At 67.7% G+C, this 26,622-nt stretch carries 21 protein-coding genes, 1 other RNA gene and 2 pseudogenes; 21 read left to right on the forward strand and 3 right to left on the reverse strand.

Annotated elements, in window-relative coordinates; translation table 11 throughout:
- Nucleotides 1-11: 11 nt before the first annotated feature.
- Nucleotides 12-2,403: pseudogene (gene uvrB / locus RSO01_RS31990) on the reverse strand (excinuclease ABC subunit UvrB).
- On the opposite strand from uvrB, the gene RSO01_RS31995 reads away from it, so the two are divergent.
- The 4 genes from RSO01_RS31995 (at nt 2,294) to rnpB (ending at nt 4,850) form a co-directional block, all read left to right on the forward strand.
- The gene (locus RSO01_RS31995; RefSeq protein ID WP_147154624.1) at nt 2,294-3,025 is read left to right on the forward strand and encodes a sulfite exporter TauE/SafE family protein; all 732 of its coding nucleotides are present in this window, start codon (nt 2,294-2,296) and stop codon (nt 3,023-3,025) included. The pseudogene uvrB and the gene RSO01_RS31995 sit on opposite strands and share 110 nt — an antisense overlap.
- Before the next feature lie 23 nt (nt 3,026-3,048).
- Nucleotides 3,049-3,762: a TerB family tellurite resistance protein gene (locus tag RSO01_RS32000; RefSeq protein ID WP_147154625.1), complete on the forward strand. Its 714-nt coding sequence runs from the start codon at nt 3,049-3,051 to the stop codon at nt 3,760-3,762.
- 10 nt (nt 3,763-3,772) lie between these two features.
- The gene (locus RSO01_RS32005; protein WP_246158967.1) at nt 3,773-4,450 is read left to right on the forward strand and encodes an N-acetylmuramoyl-L-alanine amidase; all 678 of its coding nucleotides are present in this window, start codon (nt 3,773-3,775) and stop codon (nt 4,448-4,450) included.
- Between the two features lie 14 nt (nt 4,451-4,464).
- An RNA gene (gene rnpB, locus RSO01_RS32010) (RNase P RNA component class A) lies at nt 4,465-4,850 on the forward strand.
- A 71-nt stretch (nt 4,851-4,921) separates the two neighbouring features.
- On the opposite strand, the gene RSO01_RS32015 is transcribed toward rnpB, so the two are convergent.
- Together RSO01_RS32015 and RSO01_RS32020 are read right to left on the reverse strand one after the other, a co-directional pair.
- Nucleotides 4,922-5,620: an alpha/beta fold hydrolase gene (locus RSO01_RS32015; RefSeq protein ID WP_147154627.1), complete on the reverse strand. Its 699-nt coding sequence runs from the start codon at nt 5,618-5,620 to the stop codon at nt 4,922-4,924.
- A gap of 158 nt (nt 5,621-5,778) precedes the next feature.
- Complete coding sequence (locus tag RSO01_RS32020) at nt 5,779-6,369, reverse strand: TetR/AcrR family transcriptional regulator (RefSeq protein WP_147154628.1); 591 nt, start codon at nt 6,367-6,369, stop codon at nt 5,779-5,781.
- 538 nt (nt 6,370-6,907) lie between these two features.
- On the opposite strand from RSO01_RS32020, the gene RSO01_RS32025 reads away from it, so the two are divergent.
- The 17 genes and pseudogenes from RSO01_RS32025 to RSO01_RS32105 all read left to right on the forward strand — a co-directional run bounded on the left by RSO01_RS32025 (nt 6,908) and on the right by RSO01_RS32105 (nt 26,622).
- Nucleotides 6,908-7,387, forward strand: coding sequence for a division/cell wall cluster transcriptional repressor MraZ (locus RSO01_RS32025; protein ID WP_147154629.1), 480 nt, complete (start codon nt 6,908-6,910; stop codon nt 7,385-7,387).
- Nucleotides 7,384-8,304 (forward strand): annotated as a pseudogene (gene rsmH / locus RSO01_RS32030) (16S rRNA (cytosine(1402)-N(4))-methyltransferase RsmH); the annotation flags it as partial. The gene RSO01_RS32025 and the pseudogene rsmH, both read left to right, overlap by 4 nt.
- Before the next feature lie 14 nt (nt 8,305-8,318).
- A complete protein-coding gene (gene ftsL, locus RSO01_RS32035; RefSeq protein ID WP_147154631.1) occupies nt 8,319-8,873 on the forward strand; it encodes a cell division protein FtsL in 555 nt (184 codons plus the stop codon).
- Nucleotides 8,870-10,738, forward strand: coding sequence for a peptidoglycan D,D-transpeptidase FtsI family protein (locus RSO01_RS32040; protein WP_147154632.1), 1,869 nt, complete (start codon nt 8,870-8,872; stop codon nt 10,736-10,738). Before ftsL ends, RSO01_RS32040 begins: the two co-directional genes overlap by 4 nt.
- A gap of 4 nt (nt 10,739-10,742) precedes the next feature.
- Nucleotides 10,743-12,212 carry a UDP-N-acetylmuramoyl-L-alanyl-D-glutamate--2,6-diaminopimelate ligase gene (locus tag RSO01_RS32045; protein ID WP_147154649.1) on the forward strand — a complete coding sequence of 490 codons (1,470 nt, stop codon included), beginning with the start codon at nt 10,743-10,745 and terminating at the stop codon, nt 12,210-12,212.
- The gene (locus RSO01_RS32050; protein WP_147154633.1) at nt 12,209-13,612 is read left to right on the forward strand and encodes a UDP-N-acetylmuramoyl-tripeptide--D-alanyl-D-alanine ligase; all 1,404 of its coding nucleotides are present in this window, start codon (nt 12,209-12,211) and stop codon (nt 13,610-13,612) included. Before RSO01_RS32045 ends, RSO01_RS32050 begins: the two co-directional genes overlap by 4 nt.
- Nucleotides 13,613-14,701, forward strand: coding sequence for a phospho-N-acetylmuramoyl-pentapeptide-transferase (gene mraY / locus RSO01_RS32055; protein ID WP_147154634.1), 1,089 nt, complete (start codon nt 13,613-13,615; stop codon nt 14,699-14,701).
- Between the two features lie 4 nt (nt 14,702-14,705).
- Entirely contained in the window at nt 14,706-16,091 is a 1,386-nt protein-coding gene (murD, locus tag RSO01_RS32060) for a UDP-N-acetylmuramoyl-L-alanine--D-glutamate ligase (RefSeq protein WP_147154635.1), read from the forward strand.
- Entirely contained in the window at nt 16,088-17,215 is a 1,128-nt protein-coding gene (locus tag RSO01_RS32065) for an FtsW/RodA/SpoVE family cell cycle protein (protein WP_147154636.1), read from the forward strand. Before murD ends, RSO01_RS32065 begins: the two co-directional genes overlap by 4 nt.
- Nucleotides 17,215-18,333, forward strand: coding sequence for an undecaprenyldiphospho-muramoylpentapeptide beta-N-acetylglucosaminyltransferase (murG, locus tag RSO01_RS32070; protein WP_147154637.1), 1,119 nt, complete (start codon nt 17,215-17,217; stop codon nt 18,331-18,333). Before RSO01_RS32065 ends, murG begins: the two co-directional genes overlap by 1 nt.
- Nucleotides 18,330-19,799, forward strand: coding sequence for a UDP-N-acetylmuramate--L-alanine ligase (gene murC, locus RSO01_RS32075; RefSeq protein ID WP_147154638.1), 1,470 nt, complete (start codon nt 18,330-18,332; stop codon nt 19,797-19,799). Before murG ends, murC begins: the two co-directional genes overlap by 4 nt.
- On the forward strand, nt 19,796-20,710 hold the full coding sequence (gene murB / locus RSO01_RS32080) for a UDP-N-acetylmuramate dehydrogenase (RefSeq protein ID WP_147154639.1): 915 nt from the start codon (nt 19,796-19,798) through the stop codon (nt 20,708-20,710). The genes murC and murB overlap by 4 nt, the downstream gene beginning before the upstream one ends.
- The gene (locus tag RSO01_RS32085) at nt 20,707-21,639 is read left to right on the forward strand and encodes a D-alanine--D-alanine ligase (RefSeq protein WP_147154640.1); all 933 of its coding nucleotides are present in this window, start codon (nt 20,707-20,709) and stop codon (nt 21,637-21,639) included. The genes murB and RSO01_RS32085 overlap by 4 nt, the downstream gene beginning before the upstream one ends.
- Nucleotides 21,636-22,496 (forward strand): cell division protein FtsQ/DivIB, encoded by an 861-nt coding sequence (locus RSO01_RS32090; protein WP_147154641.1) that lies wholly within the window; start codon nt 21,636-21,638, stop codon nt 22,494-22,496. The genes RSO01_RS32085 and RSO01_RS32090 overlap by 4 nt, the downstream gene beginning before the upstream one ends.
- A gap of 46 nt (nt 22,497-22,542) precedes the next feature.
- Entirely contained in the window at nt 22,543-23,778 is a 1,236-nt protein-coding gene (gene ftsA, locus RSO01_RS32095) for a cell division protein FtsA (RefSeq protein WP_218037519.1), read from the forward strand.
- A gap of 144 nt (nt 23,779-23,922) precedes the next feature.
- Complete coding sequence (gene ftsZ / locus RSO01_RS32100; protein WP_147154643.1) at nt 23,923-25,704, forward strand: cell division protein FtsZ; 1,782 nt, start codon at nt 23,923-23,925, stop codon at nt 25,702-25,704.
- Nucleotides 25,705-25,809: 105 nt separating this feature from the next.
- Entirely contained in the window at nt 25,810-26,622 is an 813-nt protein-coding gene (locus RSO01_RS32105) for an outer membrane protein assembly factor BamD (RefSeq protein WP_246158968.1), read from the forward strand.

The following is a 26,622-nucleotide window of genomic DNA, read 5'->3' on the forward strand; positions in this document are numbered from 1 at the left end:
GGTCCAGAAGATTACCGCCCGCTGCGCCGGGCCTGCTTGCCGCGTCCGCCCGAGCCGGTGCGCACGCCGCGGAAGACGCGGCTGTGCTGCATCTTGCCGAGATGCACGCCGACATTGGCGCTGGCGGCCTGGCCCGGCAGCTCCAGCTCGTGGGCCTCGAGCCGCCGGATCTCGTCGCGGATGCGGGCGGCCTCCTCGAACTCGAGGTTGGCGGCGGCGTCGCGCATGCGCTTCTCCAGCTCGGCGATGTGGGTGCGCAGGTTGTGGCCGACCAGGTGCACGTCGCCGGACACGCCGGTATCGACCGTGTAGTGGTCGCGCTCTGCGGTCGACTGCAGGATCTCGGCGATGTTCTTCTTGATCGAGGCCGGCGTGATGCCGTGTGCCTCATTGTAGGCGACCTGTTTGGCGCGCCGCCGATCGGTCTCGGCCATGGCGTACTTGATCGAATCGGTCATGTGGTCGGCGTAGAGGATGACCCGCCCGTCGACGTTGCGGGCGGCGCGGCCGATCGTCTGGACCAGCGAGGTCGGCGAACGCAGGAAGCCCTCCTTGTCGGCGTCGAGGATCGCCACCAGCGCGCATTCGGGAATGTCGAGGCCCTCGCGCAACAGGTTGATGCCGACCAGCACGTCGAACGCGCCCAGCCTGAGATCGCGGATGATCTCGATGCGCTCCAGCGTGTCGATGTCCGAATGCAGGTAGCGGCAGCGAATGCCGGCCTCGTGCATGTACTCGACCAGGTCCTCGGCCATGCGCTTGGTCAGCACCGTAACCAGCACGCGCTGGCCCTTCTTGGCGCAGTCGCGGCATTCGGCGATCAGGTCGTCGACCTGCTTCTCGACCGGCCGGATGATCACCGTCGGGTCGATCAGGCCGGTCGGGCGGATCACCTGCTCGATGAACGCGCCCTGGGTGCGCTCCATCTCCCACGGGCCGGGGGTGGCGCTGACGAACGTCGTCTGCGGCCGCAGCGTTTCCCATTCCTCGAACTTGAGCGGCCGGTTATCGATCGCCGAGGGCAGGCGGAAGCCGAACTCGGCCAGCACGCTCTTGCGGTTGAAGTCGCCGCGGAACATGCCGCCGATCTGCGGCACCGTGACGTGGCTCTCGTCGACGATCAGCAGAGAATTCTCGGGGAAATACTCGAACAGCGTGGGCGGCGGCTCGCCCGGCTTGCGGCCGGTGAGATAGCGCGAATAGTTCTCGATGCCGGCGCAGGCGCCGGTCGTCTCCAGCATCTCGATGTCGAACAGCGTGCGCTGCTCCAGCCGCTGCGCCTCGAGCAGCCGGCCGGCGCGGTTGAATTCGTCGAGCCGCTGCTTGAGGTCGGTCTTTATCTGCTCGATCGCCTTCTGCATCGTCGGCCGCGGCGTCACATAGTGGCTGTTGGCGTAGACCACGATGTCCGACAGCGTCGCCGTCTTCTCGCCGGTCAGCGGATCGAACTCGACGATCGATTCGATCTCGTCGCCGAACATCTCCATGCGCCAGGCCTTGTCCTCGTAATGGGCGGGGAACAGGTCGACCGTGTCGCCGCGCACGCGGAAGGTGCCGCGCTGGAAGGCATTGTCGTTGCGCTTGTACTGCTGCTCGACGAAGCGGCGCAGCAGGCTGGTGCGGTCGATCTTCTGGCCCTTGTGCAGCCGGAAGGTCATGGTCTGGTAGTTCTCGAGCGGGCCGATGCCGTAGATGCACGACACCGAGGCGACGATGATCACGTCGTCGCGTTCCATCAGGGCGCGCGTCGCCGAGTGGCGCATGCGGTCGATCTGCTCGTTGATCGACGAATCCTTCTCGATGAAGGTGTCGGTGCGCGGCACGTAGGCTTCGGGCTGATAGTAGTCGTAGTACGATACGAAGTACTCGACCGCGTTGTCCGGGAAGAAGCCCTTCATCTCGCCGTAGAGCTGGGCGGCCAACGTCTTGTTGGGCGCCAGCACCAGCGACGGCCGGCCCTGCGAGGCGATGACGTTGGCCATGGTGAAGGTCTTGCCCGAGCCGGTGACGCCCAGCAGCACCTGGTCGCGCTCGCCTTCCGTCACGCCGGCGATGAGCTGGCGAATCGCCTCCGGCTGGTCGCCCGCCGGCGTGTAGTCCGACACCAGCTTGAAGGGCTTGCCGCCGACGAGCTCCGGCCGCCGCTGGATGTACGGCATATGGAGCGGGACGGTTGAAACCGCGAGATTCTTTGAGGCCATGGCCTGCATTATATGATGCTCGGCCTGTGCACCGGCAATGCTACAGCTTGCGGGATGCTGCCATTCCCTGACATCGGGATGAGCTAGGCCCGATGCCGGACTTGCTTGCTCTTCCCTTCCTGGTCTGCGTCGCCGTGGCCTGCATTGCAGGCATGGTGAGGGGATTCGCGGGGTTTGGCGCCGCGATGATCATGACTCCCATCTTTTCGGCGTTCTACGGCCCGGCTGTCGGCGTGGCCCTTTGCCTGTTCCTGGAGATCGCCGTTGCCCTGCCGGTGGTTCCGGGCGTCGTCAGCCTGGTCGATTGGCGTCGCATCGGCCTGCTGCTGGTGGCGGCCGCCGTGGGCGTTCCCGTCGGCAATCTCGTGCTGACGCTGGCCGCCCCCGAGCCGATGCGCTGGGCGATCTCGGCGATCGTGCTGGGCGCGGTTGCCTTGCTGGCAAGCGGCTGGCGCTTCGCCGGCCAGCCGCGGCCGGCGACGACGTTGGCCGCGGGTGTCATCAGCGGCTTTCTCAACGGCCTTGCCGGCATGGCCGGTCCGCCGATCGCTTTCTATTACCTCGCAGGTGACGAAACCGTGACGCGCGTGCGTGCCAACCTCACGACCTATTTCGTGTTCGTCGATCTTGTTGCCATGGCAGCCTTCGTTGGCCGCGGCCTGGTCGACTGGGACACGGTCGGGCTCGGCCTGGTCATGGCCCCGGCCGTCATGCTGGGCGGCGTGTTGGGGACAAAGTTGTTTCCCCTGGCCACCGAGGGTTTTTACCGACGCCTCGCGCTTGTCCTGCTGGTTGGCGTGGCGATCGGCTCCTTGATCCTGTGAGCGGGAACGCGTAGCGGAGCGGCATGAAGATCTGGGACAAGATCGTCGAGGGTGTGACGCGGCTCGCCAACGGCGAATCGTTCGGCTCCCTGCTCGGTGTCACGTCGCCGCCGGCCGACGACGGCGCGCATCCCGGCCTGCGCCAGATCGCCTTCACCATCGGCGTGATCGCGCTCGGCGCCAAGATGGCAAGCGTCGACGGCGAGGTCTCCGAGGCCGAGGCCGCGGCCTTTCGCGATTTCTTCCAGGTGCCGCCGGGCGAGGAGCGCAACGTCGAGCGCTTCTTCAATCTCGCCAAGCGCGATGTTGCTGGTTACGAGACCTATGCGCGTCAGCTTGCGGCGCTGTTTCCCGATGCGCCTGAGATCCTGGAGAACGTGCTCGAAGGTCTGTTCGGCATCGCCAAGGCGGACGGCCCGATCGACCTCGCGGAGGCCGACTACCTGCTGGAGGTCTCGCGCCTCTTCGGCCTAAGCAGCGCGCGCTACGAGCGCGCCAAGGCGGCGGCGCTGGGTGTTGTCGAATGCGAGCCCTGCATCATCCTGGGCATCGATCCGCTGGCGACCGACGAGCAGATCCGCGATGCCTGGCTGCGCCAGGTCAAGGCCAACCATCCCGACCGGCTGATGGCGCAGGGCCTGCCCGAGGAGGCCATCGCCATCGCCACCCGCAAGCTCGCCCTGATCAACGACGCCTACGACCGGCTGCGGCGCGAGCGCGGCCTCGTCCCTGCGTGATATGGCCTGCGTGATCGAGCTTCCGTCGCCCAATCATGCGGCGCGCCAGTCGGCGGTCGACGTCCTGGTGCTGCACTACACTGAATTGCCGCTCGACGAATCGCTGAAGGTCCTGCGTGACGACAAGCGGCCCAACCGCGTCAGCGCACACTACGTCCTGGCAGAGGACGGCACCGCGTATCGATTGGTGCCCGAAGATCGCATCGCCTGGCACGCCGGCCGCTCGCACTGGCGCGGTCGCGATGCCCTCAATGGCACGTCGATCGGCATCGAGATCGTCAACCTGCATGGCGATCGACACGACTATCCCGATGCGCAGATCGCGGCGCTGATCGCGCTCTGCCGCGAGATCATCGGCCGCCATCCCGCCATTGTGCCGCGCAACGTGGTCGGCCATTCCGACATCGCGCCCAAACGCAAGGTCGATCCAGGACTGCGCTTCCCCTGGGCGACGCTGGCGTCGGGCGGCATCGGCCTGTGGCCGTGTGCCGGCGCGAAGCCGATCGACGGCGACATGCAGGTGGCCCTGCAGCGCTTCGGCTATCCACCCGCCGTCGAGGTGACGACAGATGATATCATCGCCTCGTTTCAGCGCCGCTTTCGACCGTCCAAGGCCGACGGAGCAGACGATCTCGAGACCCGCGCCCTGCTGGCCGACCTGCTTGACCAGGTGAGGCACCAAGCCTAGCTAAGCGCCTCAGGTCAGACGGCTGGATGGCTGCACTGGGCGGGCAACCGCTTGGTGAGGAAAGTCCGGGCTCCACGGAGACACGGTGCCGGCTAACGGCCGGCGGGGGCGACCCCAGGGAAAGTGCCACAGAGAACAGACCGCCGGGCGGGCTCGCTCGCCAGGCAAGGGTGAAACGGTGGGGTAAGAGCCCACCGCGCGACCGGCAACGGAAGCGGCATGGCAAACCCCACCGGGAGCAAGACCAAATAGGGGCGGCACGCCGGGCAACCGGCAGCGGTGTTTCCGCGTCGCCGCCCGGGTCGGTCGCGCGAGGCGCTCGGTAACGGGCGTCCCAGAGGAATGGCCATCCATCGCCGCAAGGCGAGGACAGAACCCGGCTTACAGGCCGTCTGACCTGCTCCTCAGGCCGTGCAAAAGAGACCACCTGACGGTGGTCTCTTCAAGTGAAGGGCAGGCACTGAAAGTGGTTCAGCCGTTCTGGACCGCCGCTGCAGCCTCTCGGATCACGCCGATGACGACGTCGGGCTGGGAAAGCATCGGCACGTGGCTGCTGGCGACTTCGGTGACCTTGGCGCCCATGCGGCTCGAGACCCAGCGCTGCAGGTCGGGGTGGACGGTATGGTCCCTGGTGGCAAGCACGTACCAGCTCGGCTTGCTCCGCCACGCGACCTGGTCGGCGGTGAGCTTCTGCTCATTGAACAGGTCGACATTCGGGGGGAAGAGCGTCGCCCACACCAGCTTCTGCTCGGCTTCCGGCAGGTCGCCCGCGAAGAATTTGGTGCCGGAGGGGAGCATCCAGGCCAGGTTGTCGGCGACCTCGACGCAGCTGAAGATGTCCGACGGGTACTTGTTGAGCTGGTCCTGTACGGTCTCGCCCGCGTCGGGCGCGACCGCCGCGATGTAGACGAGGCCGGCGACGCGATCGTCCATGCCCGCGCCGGTGATGGTAGCGCCGCCGTAAGAGTGGCCGACGAGCAGTACCGGACTGCCGACGCGGTTGAGCGTGCGCTTCACGGTGGCCAGATCCTCCTCGTAGGACTCGAGGCTGTACTGCACTGCGATGACCTCGTGACCATCCGCCTGCAGTGCCGGGATCACCTTGCTGAAGCACGAGCCGTCGGCCCAGATGCCGTGGCAGAACACAATCGTGGGCTTCTTCGTTGTCATGTCGTGTCTCCTTCCATCCGCCGCGGTTGAGATCGATCGCTCGCTGGTGCGGCCCTCCAGCGGGTGATGGCGGTGGCCTTCGCAGCTCCCTCCTTACGAGGGGCCAGCGAGTGGCCGGAAATAATACACGACCAGTCGTCTATTAATTAGACAAATGGTCAGGCGAGGAGGCACGGCAACACGCATCGCTCGAAGCTGTCGAACGGCGCCCTGCTGCGTTCGACCTTCGCCCGCATGACCGCTCCTTCAAATGTATCGATCAGTGCGGCGGCAAGCTGGCTGGCGTCTCTGCCCGGCGCGAGTTCCTTGCGGACCTGCGCCTCGCGCAGACAATCGGTGAGGGACGTCGACCATTCCCGATAGATCGTGGCCAACTTGGCGCGCACCTCCTCGCTCGAAGGCGTGACTTCCAGGGCCATATTTCCGATTAGGCATCCGAACGCGTATTGGCGCCGCTCGTGGAAATCCGCCAGACCGGCGAAGTAGCGAGTAATGCGCGATAACGGAGATGTACGGTCGTCTGTCAGGATCCACCCGTAGAGCTCGACAACCGAGTCCCAGTACTCGCTCAGAACCTCGACCGCGAACGCTTCCTTGCTGTCGAAGTAGTTGTAAAACGAGCCCTTCGGTACTCCAGCCGCTGCGGTGATCTCCTGCACGCCGGTCGCGTTGAAGCCTCGGCTGCTGACGAGGTCGCCCCCCTTTTTCAGGAGTCGCGAGCGCGTTTCGGGGTTGGCTGGTCTAGGCATGTGAAATATATGACCGGTCGTCTTTTTAATTGTCAATCGAAAAAATGGAGTAAGTGCGAAGCATGCTTCGTCGCTGCCCGACGGCTCAGGCTGCAAGGGGCCGCCGGGGCACGATGACAGCATTGCTTGCAACGCCGTCGGACGGCGCAAGCCATGGCATGGGCAACGCTTCTGGCCCCATCCCCTGGCCCCTTCTGGAGCGCCAGAAGTCGCGATAGCGAAATTGCGATCGAACAAACTAGAGTTATTAACCTGGGATTTTCGCTGACTTAAGTTATTGTTTGTGCAGGAATTTCCAATCCAATCAAGATCTGGAGACGGGACGACCTGGGAGAGCCTATACTTGGGACCGATTCAATTCCTTGCGGTTCAGAGAGAGGGGTAGACAATAGATTTGGTAGCTAACCGCTTCAGATTCCTTGTGGATTCTTGCTCTTCTGCATTGCTTCCCTGAAATTCCCATGGTATCCCATAGCATCCCGTCAAACAGGCCGAGGCGTGGGGCACCGGTCGCGGGGAGTGCAGGGGGACTGGGCCGGTGGCGTTTCGGTCCGAAATCCTGATCAAGCTCGACAAAAAAGGCCGGGTTTTGTTGCCCGCTGCTTTTCGCGACGAACTGCCTGCCGATGACCGGGGTGCCTTCGTGCTCTATCACTCGCCCAACCTCGCTGGAGTCGTAAACGGCAACTCGCGTGCCGGCTTCGACGCCATGCTCGATCGGTTGCGCGCCGAGGCGCTCGGCCCCAAGGGCGCCCTCAAGGTCGCGCTCGACGACGAGGCCTTCGATCCGGCGGGCTACCTGTCCGCATCCGCCCGCACCATCGCCATGGAGCCCGACGGCCGCTTCTCCCTGCCGGCCGAGTTCGCGAGCGTGCTCGATGTCACCGACGGCGTGATGCTGGTCGGCAAGGGCGACAAGTTCCAGCTGTGGAATCCGGGCCGCTGGCAGGCCCGCCGCGATTCCGATCGCGACAAGATGGCGGCGTTCGTGCGCGGCCTCGGGGCGGGTGACGCATGAGCGAGCGCCACATCCCCGTCCTCTTGAACGAGGTCGTCGATGCGCTGCAGCCGCGCGACGGCGGCCGCTATGTCGACGGCACCTTCGGCGCCGGCGGCTACACTGCGGCCATGCTCGATCGCGCCGACTGCCAGGTGATCGCCATCGATCGCGATCCTGACGCCATCGGCGCCGGCCGCGCGCTTGCCGAGCGCTACGCGCCGCGGCTGCGCCTGATCGAAGGCCGCTTCGGCGACATGGCCGATCTGCTGTCGGCCGAAGGCGTCGAGGACGTCGACGGCGTGGCGCTCGATCTCGGCGTGTCGTCCATGCAGTTCGACCAGGCTGAGCGCGGCTTCTCATTCCGCGCGTTCGGCCCGCTCGACATGCGCATGGAGAAGAACGGATCGTCGGCCGCCGACTTGGTGAACGAAGCTGACGAAGCCGAGCTCGCCGACATCATCTTCCGCTACGGCGAGGAGCGCCGCAGCCGCCGCGTCGCCCGCGCCATCGTCGAGGCGCGTAAGCTGAAGCGCATCGAGACAACCGGCGAGCTGGCCGAGATCGTGCGTCGTGCCGTCGGCCCGCAGGGCCGCGACGAGAGCGACCCCGCGACCCGCACCTTCCAGGCGCTGCGCATCGCCGTGAACGACGAATTGGGTGAGCTCGAGCGCGGCCTCGCGGCAGCGGAGCAGGTGCTGGCGCCAGGCGGCCGCCTCGCCGTGGTGTCCTTCCATTCGCTGGAAGACCGCGCCGTGAAGGAATTCGTGCGCAGCCGCGCCGGCCGCACGCCGGGCCCGTCGCGCCACGCGCCGCCGCGCGCCGATGCGAAGCCTGCAGAGCTGCGCGATCTCACGCGCAAGCCCGTGTTGCCGTCGGACGCCGAGATCGCCGCCAACCCGCGAGCCCGCTCGGCGCGCCTGCGCGTCGCCGAGAAGATTGGAGGCCGCGCATGATCCATCGCGGACTCGTTTTCTGGTCGATGGCTGCGGTCGCCACCGCGATCGGTCTCTTCACCGTCAAGTACAAGGTGCAGGACCTCGAGGAGAAGATCGACCGCACCAACCAGAAGATCATCGAGAGCCAGCAGGCCACGCACATCCTGCGGGTCGAATGGGCTCACCTCAACGAGGCCGAGCGCATCGAAAAGCTCGCCATCAAGCATCTCAAGCTCGAGCCGGTATCGGTCAAGCAGGTCGTACGGCTCGATTCCCTCAAACCAGCAGATTCACAGCCCCCGCGACGCGATCCACCACTCCCTTCCCCCCCACGAACGGGCAACGACGTCCCCTCGTCGAGCTTGCCCGGTGGTGGTCGCGTCGCAGCGGAGGCCGGCAGCCCCTCGCCGGCCTCCGCACCCCCTCCAGGGCGTTCGACCGGACCCACGACGCCCCCTCGACCGGCCATGATCCAAGAGCCGGCAACAGCGGGTCCGGTTGGCGATGGCCAGAGCGCCGCGGTCTCCATCGATGAGATCCTTTCGAGAAACGAAAAGGACCGTCGATGAAGCTGTGGCGCAAACGAGCCTCGCCCGACCCGGCCGCCGCGGCAAACGCGGCGGCCGGCGCGCGTTACGGATCGCCGCAGGAGCGGCTCAAGGGCGACGCCCAGGAGACCGCGCGCCAGCGCCTGGTCATCGCATCAGGGCTGTTTGCCGTGGTGTTCGTCGCCATCGCGTTGCGCATGGGCTACGTGTCGCTGCTGCGCGACGGCGCGGAGCCGACGCAGCGCGTCGCCGCCCGCGGCGGCGCGATCCAGTCGGAGCGTGGCGACATCGTCGACCGCAACGGTGCGGTGCTGGCGACCTCGATCCCGGTGATGTCGGCCTTCGTCAATCCGCGCTTGCTGCTCGATTCGACGGATGCGGCCAAGAAGATCGTCTCGGCGCTGCCCGACCTCAAGTACGAGGACGTCAAGGGCAAGCTCGAGGAAGACAAGACCTTCGTCTGGATCAAGCGCGGCCTCAGCCCGCGCGAGCATGACCGCGTCAACCGTCTCGGTATTCCCGGGCTGGAGTTCCAGGCCGAGGAGCGTCGCATCTATCCGCAGGGCACGGCGGCGGCGCACATCCTGGGCTATGCCAGCGTCGACAATGCCGGCCTGGCGGGTGTCGAGCGCTACTTCGACCAGCAGCTGCAGAGCGGCGAGACGCTGCAGCTCGCCATCGACCTTCGCCTGCAGCGCCTGATCGAGCGCGAGATCGCCCGCGCGGTCGAGAAGTTCTCGGCGATCGGCGCCACCGCCATCGTCATGGATGCGACCAACGGCGAGATCCTCGCCATGGCCTCGCTGCCGACCTACGATCCCAACTCGGCCAAGACCATCACCAACGAGGCGCTGTTCAACCGCGCCACCTTGGGTGTCTACGAGCAGGGCTCGACCTTCAAGATCTTCAACACGGCGATGGCGCTCGACACCGGCAGGGTGACGCTGAACTCGGTGTTCGACGCCACCTCGCCGATCAAGATCGACCGCTTCACCATCAACGACGACCACGCCCAGCGGCGGCCGCTGACCGTGCCCGAGCTGTTCAAGTACTCGTCCAACATCGCCTCGGCCAAGATGGCGGTGGAGATGGGCAGCGAGACCCAGAAGGCCTTCTTCGACAAGATCGGCTTCCTGAAGCCGCTCACCACCCAGCTCACCGAACTGGCGGCGCCGCTCTATCCGCGCAACTGGATGAAGATCAACACCATGACCATCGCCTTCGGGCATGGCATCTCGGTGACGCCGCTGCATCTGGCGACCGGCGCGTCGGCGGTGGTCAATGGCGGCACCCTGTATTCGCCGAGCCTGGTGAAGCGCAACGCCGCCAGCGATCCCGGCCGGCGCGTCATCCAGGCCAAGACCTCGGTGATGATGCGCCAGCTGCTGCGCCTGAACGCGGTCGAGGGCACCGGCAAGAACGCCGACCTGCCGGGCTACGAGGTCGGCGGCAAGACCGGCACCGCCGAGAAGCCGTCGCGCGGCGGCTACCGCCAAAAAGCCCTAATCAGCTCGTTCGTTGGGGCGTTCCCGATGAACGATCCGAAGTTCGTCATTCTGGTGTCGATCGACGAGCCGAAGGGCACGAAGGATACGTTCGGCTTTGCGACGGCCGGCTGGGTGGCGGCGCCATCGGTGAAGGTCATCATCGAGGGCATGGCATCGCTCTACGGCATCCTGCCGGGCGACCTGAAGCAGGGCCTGCCGCCCATCGAGATCGCGTCGACGCCCGTCCCGGCGCCGGTGCCGCCGCCGCACTTCGTGCCGGCGAGCGCCCGCCATCGCGGCGGCGCCCAGGAACAGCGTAAGGCTCTGCCGGTACGGCCCGGCCCCAACCAGGCCGCGGCCGCACCCCAAACGGGAGTGCGTCGCGTTGCTGCTGAGTGACCTGATGCGGGAGAGTGCCAACGCGGCGACCACGCCCCCCGCGTTGCCACGCGACCCAGCCCTCTCCGGTCTGACCCTCGATTCACGTAAGGTCGGGCCGGGGTTCCTTTTCGCCGCTCTCGTCGGCAACCGGCAGGACGGCACGGCCTTCGTCGCCGAAGCGGTGAAGCGTGGTGCGGTCGCGATCCTGGCCGCGCCCGACGCCAGCCTGCCGCCGCTCGATCCCTCGATCGTCGTCGTGCGCGACGCCAATCCGCGGCGCCGCGTCGCCCTGATGGCGGCCGCCTTCGCCGGCGCGCAGCCCGCTACCATCGCCGCCGTCACCGGCACCAACGGCAAGTCCTCGACCGTCCATTTCGTGCGTCATATCTGGGCGAATCTCGGCTTCAAGGCAGCAAGCGTCGGCACGCTCGGCATCTTCTCGCCCGGCCTGACGCGCGAAGCCGGCCTCACCACGCCGGACCCGGTGCAGCTGCACGAAGACCTGGCGATCCTGGCGCGCCAGGGCGTCACCCACCTCGCCATCGAGGCATCGAGCCACGGTCTCGACCAGCACCGGCTCGACGGCCTTCGCCTGTCGGCTGCCTGCTTCACCAACCTGACGCACGAGCACCTCGACTATCACGCCTCGATGGAGACCTACTTCGCGGCCAAGGCACGGCTGTTCGACAGCCTGCTGCCGGAAAGCGGCACGGCGGTGATCAATGCCGACAGCGACCGCGCTCAGGCGCTGATGGCGATCGCAGCGCGCCACGGCGTGCGCTGCTGGACCTATGGCGCCAAGGGCCGCGAGTTCCGCCTGCTCAAGGATCAGGCGACATCGGCCGGCCAGCATCTGGCGGTCGAGATCCTGGGCGAGCTGCATGGCATCGAGCTGCCGCTGGTCGGCGGCTTCCAGGCGTCCAATGCGCTGGGCGCGCTGGCGCTCGCCGTGGCGACCGGCGGCGATGTCGACCGCTCGGTCGAGGCGCTCGGCAGCGTGACCGGCGCGCCGGGCCGCCTGCAGCTCGTCGCCCGCCATCGCACCGGCGCCAACGTCTATGTCGACTATGCCCACAAGCCCGAGGCGCTCGAGACCGTGCTGTCGACGCTGCGGCCGTTCGCCCGCGGCCGGCTGGTCGTGGTGTTCGGCTGCGGCGGCGATCGCGATCGCGCCAAGCGGCCGGTGATGGGCGAGATCGCCACGCGCCTCGCCGATCTCACGCTGGTCACTGACGACAATCCGCGCAGCGAAGAGCCCGAGGAGATCCGCGCCGAGATCGTGCGCGGCATTCCCGCCGACCGGCGCAACTGGATCGAGGTGCGCGACGGCAGGCATGCCGCCATCGAGCGCGGCATGGCCTCGCTCAGGAGCAAGGACGACCTGCTGCTGATCGCCGGCAAGGGCCACGAGACCGGCCAGACCATCAAGGGCGTCACGCATCACTTCGACGACGCCGAGGTGGCGCGCGAATTCGCCGAGGCGGTGTCGTGAGCGCGCTGTGGACCTCCGATGAAGTGGCTCAGGCCCTCGGCGCGACGCTTGTCGCACCATTCGAAGCCAATGGCGTTACCTTCGACAGCCGCGCCGTCGGCAAAGGTGATCTGTTCTTCGCCTTGAAAGGCGAGACGACCGACGGGCACGGCTTCGTGACCGAGGCGATGGAGCGCGGCGCTGCAGCGGCCGTCGTGTCGAGCGACGTCGAGAATGCCGACGGCACCTTGATCCGTGTTCCCGACACCATGAAAGCCCTGGTCGATCTCGGCCGCGCCGCCCGCCGGCGCAGCAAGGCCCGCATCGCCAGCGTCACAGGCTCGGTCGGCAAGACCAGCACCAAGGACGCGCTGCGCGCCATGCTGTCGGCCCAGGCACCGACCTCGGCCAGCACCGCCTCGTTCAACAACCATGTCGGCGTGCCGATCAGCCTGGCCCGACTGCCGCGCGAGGCGCGCTACGGCGTGTTCGAGATCGGCATGAACCATCCCGGCGAGATCGAGCCGCTGGCCCGCCAGGTCGAGGCCCATGTCGGGGTCGTGACCAATGTCGGGCCGGTGCATATCGGCTTCATGGGCTCGGAAGAGGCGATCGCCGACGAGAAGGCCTGCCTGTTCGCCGGCATGGCCCAAGGTGCAGTGGCCGTGCTCAATCGCGACAGCCGGCACTATGAGCGCATCGCTGGCCATGCGCGGCACTTCGGCGTGTCGCGCATTGTCGGCTTCGGCCGCAGCGAGAGCGCGGACGCCCGGCTTCTCTCCTGCGACCTGCAGGATTCGGGCAGCGATGTTGTCGCCTTGATCCATGGCCGGCGCATCGAGTATCGGCTTGGCGCGGCCGGTGAGCATTGGGTGCTGAACAGCATCGCGGCGCTCGCCGTCGTCGAGGCACTCGATGCAGACGTGATGCAGGCGGCCGCCACGCTCGCCGGGGTTTCGGCTTCGCCGGGCCGCGGTGCGCGGCGGATGCTCAAGTTCGGCACTGGCACGGTGGAGCTCCTGGACGAGAGCTACAACGGCAACCCGGTGTCGGTTCGCGCCATGCTGGCCGTGCTGGCCCGCACCGCGCCGGCAAAGGGCGGCCGCCGCCTGTTGGCGCTGGGCGACATGCGCGAACTGGGCGAGGGTGCCGACGCCTATCACGCGGCGCTCGCCGATGCGGTGTCGGCGAGCGGCGCCGTGCAGGTCTACCTGTGCGGCCCGCACATGCGGGCGTTGTGGGACAAGCTCGCGCCGTCGCAGCGCGGCGTGCATCGGCCGGATTCGGCTGCGCTGGCAGGCGAAGTCGCCGCGGCGGTGAAGGCAGGAGATGTGATCGCGGTGAAGGGTTCGTTGGGTTCGAAAATGAAGATTGTCGTCGACGCCATCCTGGCGGCCAGCGGCGGCGAGGCGGGACACTAGATGTTCTACAACCTCCTCTATCCGCTGGCGGACGTCTTCAGCCCGTTCAACCTGTTCCGTTACCTGACGTTCCGGTCGATTGCGGCGTTCCTGACGGCGTTGGTGCTGAGCTTCCTGATCGGCGGCAGCCTGATCCGCTGGCTGCGCAGCAAACAGGCGCAGGGTCAGCCCATCCGCACTGACGGGCCGGCCACCCACCTCAGCAAGAAGGGCACGCCCACCATGGGTGGGCTCTTGATCCTGATCACGCTCACGGTGGCGACGCTGCTGTGGGCCGATCTCACCAATCGCTACGTCTGGATCGTGCTTGCCATCACGCTGGCCTTTGGCGCGGTCGGCTTCTGGGACGACTATCTCAAGGTCACCAAGAAGAACCCCAAGGGCGTGCCGGGCAAGATCAAGCTCGTGATCTCGATCCTGGTAGCAGGGATCGCCGCCTACCTGATCGCCCAGGCCTCGCCTTCGTCGCTGCGCTACATGATGGCGCTGCCGTTCCTGAAGGACGTGCTGCTGCCGCTGGGCCTGATCGGCTTCCTCGCCTTCTCCGTGGTGGTGATGGTCGGCGCCTCCAACGCCGTCAACCTCACCGACGGTCTCGACGGCCTCGCCATCGGCCCGGTGATCATGGCCTCGGCGGTGTTCGGCCTGATCGCCTACGTCGTCGGCAACACCATCCTCACCAACTACCTCTATCTCCATCACGTGCCGCGCTCGGGCGAGCTTGCCGTGCTGCTGGCGGCAATGATCGGCGCGGGCCTGGGCTTCCTGTGGTTCAATGCGCCGCCCGCCATGGTCTTCATGGGCGACACCGGCTCGCTCGCCATCGGCGGCGCACTGGGCGCCGTCGCCGTCGTCACCAAGCACGAGATCGTGCTGGCGATCGTGGGCGGCCTGTTCGTGCTCGAGACCGTGTCGGTGATCGTGCAGGTCCTGTCCTTCAAATGGACCGGGCGCCGCGTCTTCCGCATGGCGCCGCTGCACCATCACTTCGAGCAGAAAGGCTGGGCCGAGCCCACCATCGTCTTCCGCTTCTGGATCATCGCCGCCATCCTGGCGATGGCTGGCCTCGCCACCCTGAAGCTGAGGTGAGGGGATGATCGATCTCGGCATCCTGAAAGGTTCTTCCTTCGTCGTGCTGGGGCTGGCGCGCTCCGGCTTGGCGACGGGACGCGCCCTGAAGGCGGCCGGCGTCGACTACATCTGCTGGGACGACAACGCCGTCTCGCGCGATGCCGCCGTCGCGGCCGGACTGAACGTCGCCGACCCTGCGGGCATCGACTGGTCGCGCATCGCCGCACTGGTCATCAGCCCGGGCATTCCCAGCACCTTCCCCGAGCCGCATCCGGTGGCCGCCGCGGCTCGCGCGGCCGGCAGGAAGATCATCTGTGACGTCGAGCTGCTGGCGCGCGCCCAGGACAAGGCGAAGTACGTCGCCATTACCGGTACCAACGGCAAGTCGACGACGACGGCGCTGATCGGCCATATCCTCGCCGCGGCCGGCGTGCGCTGCGAGGTCGGCGGCAATATCGGCCGCGGCGCGCTCGACCTCGCGCCACTCGGCGCCGACGGCGTGTACGTGCTGGAGCTGTCGTCCTACCAGCTCGAATTGCTGGAGACTTTCCATGCCTATATCGCGGTGTGGCTCAACATCACGCCCGACCATATCGACCGCCATGGCGACCTGGCAGGCTATGTCGCCGCCAAGGAGAACATCTTCGCTCGCCAGCAGGTGCACGACTGTGCGGTGATCGGCATCGACGACGAGCCATCGCGCGCCGTCTACGCCAAGCTGGCGCAGCGCGGCATCGCCACGGTGCCGGTGAAGCTCGAGATGCCGGTCGCCGGCGGGGTATCGTACCGCGCAGGCATGCTGATCGATGCCGACGGCTACATGGTCGATTTCGCCGACGTGCCGACCCTGCCGGGCGACCACAACGCGCAGAACGCCGCCTGCGCCTGGGCGGCCTGCCGCTGGCTCAACGTGCCGCGCGAGGAGATCGTCGCGGGCCTGAAGACCTATCCCGGCCTGCCGCATCGCCAGGAGCGGGTCGCTTCTGTCGGCACCGTGGTCTACGTCAACGACAGCAAGGCGACCAACGCCGACGCCACGGCGCGGGCGCTGTCGTCCTACCGCGATATCTACTGGATCCTCGGCGGCCAGGCGAAGGAGGGCGGCGTGGCGCCGCTCGCGCCATGGTTCGACCGCATCCGCCACGCCTTCCTGATCGGCGAGGCGACAGAGCTGTTCGCCGGCCAGCTCGAGGGCAAGATCACCTACAGCCGCTGCGGTGACCTGAAGTCGGCGCTCGACGCTGCCCATGAGCGCGCGCAGCGCGAGGCCAAAGGGAACGCCGTGGTGCTGCTGTCGCCGGCCTGCGCCTCGTGGGACCAGTGGAAGAGCTATGAACATCGTGGCGATGCATTCCGTGCCATGGCGCGCGCCCTGCCGGGTGCGCAGGTTTTGGGGAGAGCAGCGTGATCCAGGTACCCCGTGACGACCGCAGCGTGATCGGCCAGTGGTGGTGGACCGTCGACCGCTGGTCGCTGGGCGCCATCCTGGCCATCATCGGCTTCGGCGTCATGCTGACGCTCGCCGCCTCGCCGCCCGCCGCCGAGCGCATCGGCGCCGATTCCTTCGTCTTCGCCAAGCGCCAGTTCTTCTTCCTGCCGATCGCTCTGACGCTGATGCTGGCGATCTCGCTGGCCTCGCCGCGCCACATAAGGCGGCTGGCGCTGCTGGTGTTCTGCGGCAGCGTGCTGTTGCTGGCCGCCACCTTCGTCATCGGGGTCGAGATCAAGGGCGCGCGGCGCTGGATCTCGGTGCCCGGCCTGTCGAGCGTGCAGCCCTCGGAATTCGTCAAGCCCAGCCTGGCGGTGATCTCGGCCTGGCTGCTGGCGCAAAGCCGCGCCGAACGGCGGGCGCCAGGCTACATCCTCTCGACCCTGCTGGTCGGCGGGGTGCTCGCCTTGCTGGTGATGCAGCCCGACCTCGGCATGACCGTGGTGGTGGCGCTGGTCTGGGCGGCCCAGCTTTTCGTCGTCGGCCTGCCGATGTGGGTTGCGGCCTTCGGCGTCATCGGCGGTGCTGCCGGGCTGGTCGGCGCCTACTTCACCTTCAGTCACGTGCGTAGCCGCTTCGACCGCTTCCTCGATCCCGCGTCGGGCGACAACTACCAGGTCAACACATCGCTCGAAGCCTTCATGAACGGCTCGCTGTTCGGCCGCGGGCCGGGCGAGGGGACGGTGAAGGCCCAGCTTCCCGACGCCCATACCGACTTCGTCATGGCGGTCGCGGGTGAGGAATTCGGCCTGATCGTCTGCCTGATGATCCTGTCTCTGTTCGCCTTCGTCACCATGCGCTCGATGTCGCGCGCCTCGAAGGAGACCAGCCTGTTCATCACGCTGGCGGCCACCGGGCTTGCCGTGCAGTTCGGCCTGCAGGCCGCCATCAACATGGCCTCGACCATCCAGCTCATCCCGGCCAAGGGCATGACCCTGCCTTTCATCTCCTACGGCGGCTCCTCGGCGCTGGCGATGGCGATCTGCCTTGGCATGCTGCTGTCGCTGACGCGCGAGCATGCCGGCTTGCGGGAGGCGGTGTGATGGCAGAAGCGCGCCCCGTGGTCCTGGCTGCAGGCGGAACCGGCGGGCACGTGTTCCCGGCCGAGGCGCTGGCCGGTGAGCTCGAGGCGCGCGGCGTGCCGTTCACCCTGGTCACCGATGCGCGCGGCCGCCAGTGGCAGGGCGCGCTGTCGGACCGGCCGATCCACTATATCCATTCGGCCAGTCCCAGCGGCTCTCTCGGCCAGCGGCTGAAGGCCATGATGTCGCTCGGCCTCGGCTTGTTCGACGCTTGGCTGGCGTTGGGCCGCATCGGTCCGTCGGCCGTCGTCGGCTTCGGCGGCTATGCGTCCGTGCCGACCATGGTGGCTGCCCGCCTGCGCCGCCTGCCGGCGATGCTGCACGAGCAGAACGCCGTGCTGGGCCGCGCCAACCGCATGGTGCTGGGTGGCGTCGAGCGCATCGCCACCTCGTTCGATTCCACCCGCTTCATCGCCGACGGCGACGGCCGCGCCAGCCTGGTAGGAAATCCGGTACGCGAGGCTGTGCGCCTGCTGCGCGACCAACCCTACCGTGCGCCGGGCGAGGGTCGCGTCATCGACCTCGTGGTGTTCGGCGGCAGCCAGGGCGCCACGTCGTTCAGCCAGGTCGTGCCTGAGGCGATTCTTTCGTTGCCGCAGGCGTTGCGCAGCCGCATCCGCCTGGTCCAGCAGTGCCGCTCGGAGGATTTCGACAAGGTGCGCCAGCGCTACACGCGCGGCGGCGTGGTCGTCGAATTGGCGCCGTTCTTCACCGACCTGCCGCAGCGGCTGGCGGCGGCGCATCTGGTGATCGGCCGCGCCGGCGCCTCGACCGTGGCCGAGCTCGCGACCATCGGCCGGCCGTCGATCCTGGTGCCTTATCCGTACGCCGCCGACGATCATCAGACCGCCAATGCCCGCGCCTTCGAGGCGGCGAGCGCATGCATCGTGATGCCGCACGCCGAGTTCAGCGCGCCGGCCCTTGCCGGCCATCTGTCGGCACTGTTCGGCGAGCCGCAGCGGCTCACCGCCATGGCCGCCGCCGCCCATGCCGTGGGCCGGCCCGATGCCGCCGCACGCCTTGCCGATCTGGTCGGCGAGATGACCAAGACATTCACGCCTGCAGGAGCCGCCGCATGAGGGCAATGCCGCTCGATCTCGGATTGATCCACTTCGTCGGCATCGGCGGCATCGGCATGTCGGGCATCGCCGAGGTTCTGCACAATCTCGGCTACAAGGTGCAGGGCAGCGACATCGCCGACGGCGCCAACACGCGCCGGCTGCAGGAGATCGGCATCAAGGTCGCGATCGGCCATCGCGCCGACAACATCGCCCACGCCCAGGTCGTGGTCGTGTCGAGCGCCGTCAAGAAGGACAATCCGGAAGTGCTGGCCGCCCGCGCGCGCCTGCTGCCGGTGGTGCGCCGCGCCGAGATGCTGGGCGAGCTGATGCGCTTGAAATGGTCGGTGGCGATCGGCGGCACGCACGGCAAGACGACGACGACCTCGATGGTCGCGGCCATGCTCGATGCCGGCGGGCTCGATCCCACGGTCATCAACGGCGGCATCATCAACGCCTACGGCACCAACGCCCGGCTGGGTGGCGGCGACTGGATGGTGGTGGAGTCCGACGAATCGGACGGCTCGTTCCTGCGCCTGCCGGCCGTCATCGCCGTCGTCACCAACGTCGACCCCGAGCATCTCGACCACTACGGCACCTTCGACGCGCTGAGAGACGCCTTCGTGCGTTTCGTCGAGAACATCCCGTTCTACGGCTTCGCCGTGCTGTGCGCCGACCATCCCGAGGTGCAGGCGCTGATCCCGCGTATCGCCGATCGTCGCATCATCACCTACGGGACCGGGGCCAACGCCGACATCCGCGCCATCAACCTCAAGCTCGACCGCGGCGGCGCCGACTTCGACGTCATGGTGCAGAACCGCGCCACCAACGAGACGCGCACCATCGTCGACCTGCGCCTGCCGATGTTCGGCCAGCACAACGTGCAGAACGCACTGGCCGCCGTCGCCGTGGCCCAGGAGATGGGCCTGCCCGACGAGACCATCCGCCGCGCGCTGGCGGGCTTCGCCGGCGTCAAGCGGCGCTTCACCAAGACCGGCGAGGCGCACGGCATCACGGTCATCGACGACTACGGCCATCACCCGGTCGAGATCGCCGCCACCTTGCGCGCCGCGCGGCAGAGCTATGGCGGCTCGGGCCGGGTGATCGCGGTCATGCAGCCGCACCGCTACACCCGGCTCGCCAGCCTGCGCGACGATTTCGCGACCTGCTTCGGCGATGCGGATGCCGTCCTGATCGCCGATGTCTACGCCGCCGGCGAGGCGCCGATCGAGGGGGTGAACCGCGATATGCTGGTGAACCTGGCGCGGCGCGCCGGCCATCGCGACGTGACGGCGCTCGGCGGACCGGGCGATCTTCCCGGCCTGATCTGGCAGATGGCGCGGCCGGGCGATGTCGTGGTCTGCCTCGGCGCCGGCAACATCACGGCCTGGGCGCATGCGCTGCCCGGCCAGCTCCAGCAGATCGCCGCCGAGCAGGCCGGTCTGCGTTCGATCGCCAACGATCACGGTCCAGGGACGGCGGCATGATGGCGCTCCAGGCCCGTCCTCACCTGATCGACCGGCTGCCGAAGCCGCGCGGCCGGCTGACCGCCGATGCGCCGCTGGGCCAGCAGACCTGGTTCGCGACCGGTGGGCCTGCCGAAGTGCTGTTCCGTCCGGCCGATGTCGAGGACCTCGCGGCGTTTCTCGGCGCGCTGCCGGCCGACATGCCGGTCACGGTGCTGGGCGTGGGCTCGAACGTCATTGTGCGCGACGGCGGCATCCGGGGCGTGGTGATCCGTCTGCTGCGCGGCTTCACCGGCATCTCGGTCGAAGGCTACGAGGTGGTGGCCGGCGCCGGCGCGCCTGACCTCAATGTCGCGCTGACGGCGCGCGAGCATTCCCTGGCCGGCCTGGAATTCCTGAGCGGCATTCCCGGCACCGTCGGCGGCGCGTTCCCGACCAATGCCGGCGCCTATGGCGGCGAGCTTGCCGAGGTGCTGATCTCGGCCCAGGCGGTCGATCGCGCCGGCCGGATCTTCACCGTGACGCCGAAGGAGCTGGGCCTCTCTTATCGGCACAGCGATGCGCCGGCCGACTGGATCTTCACCTCTGCGCGGCTGCGGGCTGCGCCCGGCGACCAGCTTGCCATCACGCGCCGCATCAACGAGATCGACGGGGCGCGCGCCGATTCCCAACCGCGCAGCCGCACCGGCGGCTCGACCTTCGCCAATCCGCCCGGGCACAAGGCGTGGGAGCTGATCGATGCTGCCGGCTGCCGCGGCCTCAAGGTCGGCGGCGCGCAGGTCTCGGAGAAGCACACCAACTTCCTGATCAATACCGGCGCCGCCACAGCTTCCGACATCGAGAAGCTGGGCGAGGAGGTGCGCCGGCGCGTGTTCGACAAGAGCGGCGTGCGGCTCGAATGGGAGATCCGCCGCCTCGGAGAGTTCCAATGAGCCGGAAAGTTGCGGTCCTGATGGGCGGCTGGTCGCCCGAGCGCGAGGTCTCCCTGGTGAGCGGCAAGGCCTGTGCCGAAGGTCTGCGCGAGGGCGGCCATCAGGTCATCGAGTACGACGTGAAGCGCGACCTGCGCGCGCTGATCGAGTTCCTGCGGCCAGCGGGCGGCGGCGGCCCGGACGTGGTGTTCAACGCCCTGCACGGCAAATACGGCGAGGACGGCTGCATCCAGGGCGTGCTGGAAGTCCTGGCCGTGCCCTACACCCATTCCGGCGTGCTGCCGTCGGCCATCGCCATGGACAAGCCGATGACGCGCCACGTCTTCACGTCGCTCGGCATGCGCGTCGCCGAAGGCCGGGTGATCGAACGTCAGTCGCTTGCCTGGGGTGATCCCATGCCGCGACCCTATGTCGTGAAGCCGATCGACCAGGGTTCCAGCATCGGCGTGCACATCGTGCGGGAGGGCGATAATCTCGCGGCGGTGGAGCTCGCGGAGGCAAAGTTCGGCGATCGCGTCCTGGTCGAGAAATTCGTGCCGGGTCGTGAGCTCACGGTCGCGGTGATGGGCGACAAGCCGATTGCCGTCACCGAGCTGCGCCCACGCACGCGCTTCTACGACTACGAGGCCAAGTACACCGACGGCGTCACCGAGCACCTTGTGCCTGCGCCGATTCCGGCCGAGGTCTACGAGCTGGCCAAGGATTGGGCGCTGATGGCGCACGAGGCCCTGGGCTGCAGCGGCCTGACGCGCAGCGATTTTCGCTGGGACGATTCCAAGCCCGACACCAGCGGCCTGGTGGTGCTGGAGATCAACACCCAGCCCGGCATGACGCCGCTGTCGCTGGCGCCCGAGCAGGCCAAGTGGGCCGGCATCTCGTGGTCGCAGCTCATGACCTGGATGGTCGACAATGCGAGGCATCCGGCATGAAGGCCGATCCCACCGAGGCACCCCGCCGGCGCGACTATGACCGCCGCAAGAAGCGTGCGCCGATCAAGAAGATCGGCCGTCCGTTCTGGCGCCAGCCGTTGCTGCTCGGCCTGATCGTGCTGCTGCTGGGCAGTGGCGGGGCCGGCGGCTGGTGGGCGTGGCGCGAGGGCTGGCTGGTCGAGGCGCGCAATCGGCTGGACGCGGTCGGCCTTGCCATCGTTGGCGCCGTGACGCCCTTCAAGCTGGTCGACGTCTCGGTCGAGGGCCGCGATTACGTTGAACGCAGCGCCATTTTGGGTGCGCTCGGGGTCAAGGCGGGCGATTCGCTGCTGGGCATCGATCTGCAGGCCTCGCGCCAGCGGCTGGAGGCGATCGACTGGGTGGCCAGCGCCACCGTCGAGCGCCGCCTGCCCGACACGCTCTATGTCACCCTGGTCGAGCGCCGCGCCGTCGCCATCTGGCAGAACGGCGACGAATACACCCTGATCGACCGCGATGGCCGCACCGTGCGCGCCAGCCGCATGCCGCCCGGGGCGGAGAAACTGCTGCTGCTGGGCGGTCCCGGCGCGCCCGAGCATGTCGGCGAGCTGCTGCTGCTGCTGGCCTACGAGCCGGCCGTTGCACGCGAGCTGCGCTCGGCGGTGTGGGTCGGCCAGCGCCGCTGGAACCTGGTGCTCAACAACGGCGTCGAGATCTGGCTGCCCGAGGAGGATGCGGTCGCCGCCCTCCAGCAGCTGGTGAAGCTCGACGACAAACACAAATTGCTCTCGCGCGAATTCGGCGTTGTCGATCTAAGATTGCCGGACAAGCTCTATCTCAAGAAGCGCTCGGGCGATGCGACGCCTGGACCGGTGTGAAATGCTCGGCGAACGTTTAGTGTAAAGCGTAGCGACGGGGGAGATCGTGGCTAAGACAAGAAACGGCGTGATTGCGGCTCTCGATATCGGCACCAGCAAGGTCGTCTGCTTCGTGGCGCGCGTGGACGGCCAGGGGTTGCGCGTGGTCGGGATCGGCCATCAGCCGGCCCAGGGCATGCGCTCGGGCAACATCGTCGACATGGAGGCCGCCACGCGCGCCATCTCCTCGGCGGTGTCGACCGCGGAAGAGATGTGCGGCGAGCACGTCCGCGAGGTCATCGTCGGCGTGAGCGGCGGCTCGGCCGCCTCGCACAACCAGAGCCTCGATGTCGCCATCGGCCATCACGAAATCGGCGAGCGCGACGTGCGCCGCGTCCAGCAGCATATCCACCTGCCGGCCGAGACCGCCGACCGCGACATCATCCATTCCGAGGCCATCGGCTTCTCGGTCGACGGCACGCCGGTGCGCGACGCCCGCGGCATGTTCGGCGAGCGGCTGGGAGTCGAGGTCCACCTGGTGACGGCGGCCAGCGGTTCGATGCGCAACCTGCAGGTCTGCGTGCGCCGCGCCCATCTCGAGATCGCCGACCGCGTCGTCGCGGCCCATGCCGCCGGCCTCAGCTCGCTGGTGTCCGATGAGCGCGACCTCGGCGTCACCCTGATCGACATGGGCGGCGGCACGACCTCGATCGCCGTCTTCTATGAAGGCCATCTCGTGCACGTCGACAGCATCCCGGTCGGCGGCGAGCACGTCACCCGCGACATCGCCCGCGGATTGTCGACGCCGCTTGCCCATGCCGAGCGCATGAAGACCCAGATCGGCCGCGCCGTCGCCAAGCCCAACGACGAGTACGACATCATCGACGTGCCGTTGATCGGCGAGGAAGATCGCACGCGTCCCAACCACATCCCGCGCTCGATCCTGGTCGGCATCATCCGGCCGCGCGTCGAGGAGACATTCGAGCTTGTGCGCAGCCGACTCGAGGCCAGCGGTGTGGATAAGTTGGCAGGTGGACGCGCCGTTCTGGTCGGCGGCGGCTGTCAGCTCGACGGTGTGCCCGAGGTCGCAGCGTCGATCCTCAACAAGAAAGTGCGCACCGGCGGTCCGCTGCGTCTTGCCGGACTCGCGGATTCAACTGGTGGACCGGCATTTTCTGCCGCTGCCGGTTTGCTCGCCTTCGCGCTCAACAACCACGCGGCCGGTCAGGCCCAACAAGTGCCGACGGAAACGCCGTCGAGTCGAATCGGGCGGATCGGTAGTTGGATTCGGGAAAACTTTTAGGCAATATGTTGTGCGGGGAAAGGCAATCCCCACAGGCTATTGATAAGAAGTAAGAAAAGCCGGTGGCGGTGAAGGGTCCGGCCAAGAATGGGTCCACGCCGCTGCTCCGAGCAGATAACCCCCTCGTTTGCGTGGAGAAGCCGTATGACAATCAACCTCAGTCTCCCCCAAAAGGAGTCCGAGATTAAGCCGCGTATCACCGTTATCGGCGTCGGTGGCGCGGGTGGAAACGCCGTCAACAACATGATCAGCGCCGCGCTGGAAGGCGTGGAGTTCATCGTCGCCAATACCGACGCTCAGGCGCTCGGCGGATCGCTCGCCGACCGCCGCGTCCAGCTCGGCATCACCATCACCCAGGGCCTGGGCGCAGGTGCCCGTCCCGAGGTCGGTCGTCAGGCCGCCGAGGAGGCGCTGCCTGAGATCCTGCAGCTGCTCGACGGCGCCAACATGGTGTTTGTCACTGCCGGCATGGGCGGCGGCACCGGCACCGGTGCGGCGCCGGTCATCGCCGCCGCGGCGCGCGAGCAGGGCATCCTGACCATTGGCGTCGTCACGAAGCCGTTCCACTTCGAGGGCCGCCGCCGCATGCAGTCGGCCGAGCAGGGCATCACCGAGCTGGAGAAGGTGGTCGACACGCTGATCGTCATCCCCAACCAGAACCTGTTCAAGATCGCCAACGAGAAGACGACCTTCGCCGACGCCTTCAAGATGGCCGACGACGTGCTGCACATGGGCGTGCGCGGCGTCACCGACCTCATGGTCATGCCCGGCCTGATCAACCTCGACTTCGCCGACATCCGTACGGTGATGGGCGAGATGGGCAAGGCGATGATGGGCACCGGCGAGGCCGAGGGCCAGGATCGCAGCCGCGTCGCGGCCGAGAGCGCGATCTCCAACCCGCTGCTGGAAGACCACTCGATGAAGGGCGCCAGGGGCGTGCTCATCAACATCACCGGTGGCCTCGACATGACCCTGCACGAGGTCGACGAGGCGGCCAACCGCATCCGCGAGGAAGTCGACGCCGACGCCAACATCATCTTCGGCTCGACCTTCGACGCCACCATGCAGGGCCGCATGCGCGTGTCGGTGGTCGCCACCGGCATCGCTGCCCTGGCCGCCCAGCAGCCGGCACCGAACTACCTGTCGCTCGACATGAACCGCCCGGTGCAGACCGGCCAGCCCGCGCTCAGCCGTCCGGTAGCGCCGCCGGTCGGTCGCGTCGCCATGCCGGCCGCCGCGGTCGCCGCGCCCGTGCCGCCGGCACCGCCGGTCGCCGCCCCCATGGTCGCCGCCACTCCTCAGATGATGGCGCCCGTGGCCGCTGCCCCGGCTCCCGCACCGGCCGCCGCGGCGCCCGTCGCTCCGGCACCGGTGGCACCGCCGATGCCGGCGATGGCCGAGATGCCGATCCCGGCTCAGATCGTCGCCGCGCCGGTCGAGCTGGCGCCCGCACCAGCCCCCGTCGCCGCTCCGGCGCCCGTCGCACCGGTGGTGCCGGCTGCTCCGCCGATCGCGGCAACGGCGGCGCCTGCTCCGGTCGCGGCTCCTGCCGCCACGCCGCCGCGTCCACTGGTCGACGAGAACGACTGGCGGGTCAGCCGTCCGGCGGCCAGGCCGGCCGTGCGGGCCAGCGAGCCCATCGCGCGACCGGTTGCCGCGCGGGCGGCCAGCGAAAGCCGCGCGCCGAACCTGTTCCAGCGCATCACGGGCGCCTTTGCCGCACCCAAGCCGATGGCGGCTCCGCCTGCCGAGCCGATGGCGCCGCGTCCTGTGCCGGAGAATGTCGTGGCGGTGGCTCCCAAGCCCGCGCCGCGGCCGGCGCCGGCGCAGGCTTCGATCAATCTCGACGTCACCGAGCGCGCCAAGCCTGCGCGAGATGACGACGACCTGCAGATTCCCGCGTTCCTGCGTCGGCAAGCCAACTGACGTAGGCCTGCAAGTTTCTCCACGCATTACTTGAGGGGCCCGTTGCGGCCCCTCTTTTTTCGGCCCCGGCGGTGATATAAACGCGCCGGCGCAACAGGTTGTTGAATGGGTATGTGGAAAGCGGCTTTTACCGGGTTTGCCTTGGCTGTCGCGACGCTCGGCCTTTCAGGCTGCGGCTCGTCGGACGACGACAAGAACTACGTCGAGCAACCGGTCGAGGTGCTCTACAACCGCGCGCTCGATGATCTCGGTGCTCAGGAGTACAAGGCGGCCGCCAAGGGCTTCGAGGAAGTCGACCGGCAGCATCCCTATTCGGTGTGGGCGACCAAGGCGCAGATCATGGCGGCCTTCGCCTACTACCAGTCGAACAAGTACGATGAGGCCGTCATCGCGCTGGACCGCTTCATCCAGCTCCATCCCGGCCATCGCGACATCCCCTACGCCTACTATCTGAAGGCGCTCTGCTACTACGAGCAGATCTCCGACGTCGGTCGCGACCAGCGCATGACCCAGCAGGCGCTCGATGCGCTGGCCGAGGTGGTCAAGCGCTTTCCCGAATCGCCCTATGCCCGCGACGCGCGCCTCAAGGTCGAGCTCGCCATCGACCATCTCGCCGGCAAGGAGATGGCGGTCGGCCGCTACTACCAGAGCAACCAGCAATATGTCGGCGCCATCAACCGCTATCGCGTGGTGATCGAGCGCTACCAGACGACCACGCACGTGCCCGAGGCACTGCACCGGCTGGTCGAGAGCTATCTGTCGCTCGGCGTGAAGCAGGAGGCGCAGGAGGCTGCGGCCGTGCTGGGCTACAACTTCCCGGGCAGCGAATGGTATCAGGACAGCTACTACCTGATGACCGGCGAGGGCGGGCCTGCGCCATCCGACGAAAAGCGCGGCTGGTTCTTCGGCCTGTTCTGA

This window comes from Reyranella soli (assembly GCF_007992495.1).
Lineage (GTDB): Bacteria > Pseudomonadota > Alphaproteobacteria > Reyranellales > Reyranellaceae > Reyranella > Reyranella soli.